This window comes from Rheinheimera pacifica (genome assembly GCF_024809855.1).
Lineage (GTDB): Bacteria > Pseudomonadota > Gammaproteobacteria > Enterobacterales > Alteromonadaceae > Alishewanella > Alishewanella pacifica_A.
Genome location: NZ_JANUEM010000030.1, coordinates 1 through 3,018, shown reverse-complemented (window position 1 = coordinate 3,018; position 3,018 = coordinate 1). Strand labels below are relative to the sequence as shown.

The 3,018-nt window shown below is 51.2% G+C and carries 1 rRNA gene; it reads left to right on the top strand.

The features are described 5' to 3' along the window. Positions 1-116 precede the first annotated feature (116 nt). Positions 117-2,999: ribosomal RNA gene (locus M2404_RS20205) — 23S ribosomal RNA — on the top strand. The last annotated feature ends 19 nt before the right edge of the window (positions 3,000-3,018 follow it).

The following is a 3,018-nucleotide window of genomic DNA, read 5'->3' as shown; positions in this document are numbered from 1 at the left end:
GCTCTTTAACAATTTGGCAAGCTGATAGTAGTAAAAACAAGCTAAGCAACCTCTTAGCAATAAGAGAGTGTATAGCTAGCACACTGTATAATTCTGAAGACATTTTGGGGTTGTATGGTTAAGTGACTAAGCGTACACGGTGGATGCCTTGGCAGTCAGAGGCGATGAAGGACGTACTAACCTGCGAAAAGCTGTGGGAAGCCGGTAAGAGGCGTTAGACCCGCAGATATCCGAATGGGGAAACCCAGTGCATTTATGCACTATCCCAACATGAATACATAGTGTTGGGAGGCAAACCGGGAGAACTGAAACATCTAAGTACCCCGAGGAAAAGAAATCAACCGAGATTCCGTTAGTAGCGGCGAGCGAACGCGGAGTAGCCCTTAAGTGTGGTAGGTGTTAGTGGAATGGCCTGGAAAGACCAGCGATACAGGGTGATAGCCCCGTACACGACAATGCTTATTACATGAAAACGAGTAGGACGGGACACGTGGTATCCTGTTTGAACATGGGGGGACCATCCTCCAAGGCTAAATACTCCTGACTGACCGATAGTGAACCAGTACCGTGAGGGAAAGGCGAAAAGAACCTCTGTAAGAGGAGTGAAATAGAACCTGAAACCGTGTACGTACAAGCAGTGGGAGCACCCTCGTGGTGTGACTGCGTACCTTTTGTATAATGGGTCAGCGACTTACATTCTGTAGCGAGGTTAACCGAATAGGGGAGCCGTAGGGAAACCGAGTCTTAACTGGGCGAATAGTTGCAGGGTGTAGACCCGAAACCGGGCGATCTATCCATGAGCAGGTTGAAGGTTGGGTAACACTAACTGGAGGACCGAACCCACATCTGTTGAAAAAGATGGGGATGACTTGTGGATCGGAGTGAAAGGCTAATCAAGCTCGGAGATATCTGGTTCTCCTCGAAAGCTATTTAGGTAGCGCCTCGAGCGAATACCATTGGGGGTAGAGCACTGTTTGGGCTAGGGGGTCATCCCGACTTACCAACCCCATGCAAACTCCGAATACCAATGAGTACTACTCGGGAGACACACGGCGGGTGCTAACGTCCGTCGTGAAAAGGGAAACAACCCAGACCGCCAGCTAAGGTCCCAAAGTAATGATTAAGTGGAAAACGATGTGGGAAGGCATAGACAGCTAGGAGGTTGGCTTAGAAGCAGCCACCCTTTAAAGAAAGCGTAATAGCTCACTAGTCGAGTCGGCCTGCGCGGAAGATGTAACGGGGCTAAATCATTCACCGAAGCTGCGGACTTGTGCTTGCACAAGTGGTAGAGGAGCGTTCTGTAAGCCTGCGAAGGTTGTCCGGGAGGATAGCTGGAGGTATCAGAAGTGCGAATGCTGACATGAGTAACGATAAGGGGAGTGAAAAACTTCCCCGCCGAAAGACCAAGGGTTCCTATCCCATGCTAATCAGGGTAGGGTGAGTCGGCTCCTAAGGCGAGGCTGAAAGGCGTAGTCGATGGGAAACAGGTTAATATTCCTGTACCGGCCAATACTGCGATGGGGGGACGGAGAAAGCTAGGCAGGCGCGGCGTTGGTAGTCCGCGTGAAAGTATGTAGGTTGGCAACTTAGGTAAATCCGGGTTGCTAAGACTGAGATACGAGACGAGTGTCCAAGGACACGAAGCTGTTGACGCTATGCTTCCAGGAAAAGCCTCTAAGCTTCAGGTATTGGTGACCGTACCCTAAACCGACACAGGTGGTCAGGTAGAGCATACCAAGGCGCTTGAGAGAACTCGGCTGAAGGAACTAGGCAAAATAGTACCGTAACTTCGGGAGAAGGTACGCTCTTTGCTGTGAAGGACTTGCTCCGTAAGCAGTGAAGAGTCGCAGTGACCAGCTGGCTGCAACTGTTTATTAAAAACACAGCACTCTGCAAACTCGTAAGAGGACGTATAGGGTGTGACACCTGCCCGGTGCCGGAAGGTTAATTGATGGGGTTAGCGCAAGCGAAGCTCTTGATCGAAGCCCCGGTAAACGGCGGCCGTAACTATAACGGTCCTAAGGTAGCGAAATTCCTTGTCGGGTAAGTTCCGACCTGCACGAATGGTGTAATGATGGCCAGGCTGTCTCCAGCCGAGACTCAGTGAAATTGAAATTGCGGTGAAGATGCCGTATACCCGCGGCTAGACGGAAAGACCCCGTGAACCTTTACTATAGCTTGGCACTGAACATTGACCCTACATGTGTAGGATAGGTGGGAGGCTTTGAAGCTGGGACGCTAGTCCTGGTGGAGCCGTCCTTGAAATACCACCCTTGTATGTTTGATGTTCTAACGTAGGTCCCTGAATCGGGATTGCGGACAGTGTCTGGTGGGTAGTTTGACTGGGGCGGTCTCCTCCTAAAGAGTAACGGAGGAGCACGAAGGTTGGCTAAGTACGGTCGGACATCGTACGGTTAGTGTAATGGTAGAAGCCAGCTTAACTGCGAGACAGACACGTCGAGCAGGTACGAAAGTAGGTCATAGTGATCCGGTGGTTCTGTATGGAAGGGCCATCGCTCAACGGATAAAAGGTACTCCGGGGATAACAGGCTGATACCGCCCAAGAGTTCATATCGACGGCGGTGTTTGGCACCTCGATGTCGGCTCATCACATCCTGGGGCTGAAGTCGGTCCCAAGGGTATGGCTGTTCGCCATTTAAAGTGGTACGCGAGCTGGGTTTAGAACGTCGTGAGACAGTTCGGTCCCTATCTGCCGTGGGCGTTGGATGATTGAGTGGAGTTGCTCCTAGTACGAGAGGACCGGAGTGAACGAACCGCTGGTGTTCGGGTTGTCATGCCAATGGCACTGCCCGGTAGCTATGTTCGGAACGGATAACCGCTGAAAGCATCTAAGCGGGAAGCCGGCCACAAGATGAGTCATCCCTTGGACTTTAAGTCCACTAAAGGGTCGTTGGAGACCACAACGTTGATAGGTGAGGTGTGGAAGCACGGTGACGTGTTAAGCTAACTCATACTAATTGCCCGAGAGGCTTAACCATACAACGCCCAAGATGTTTT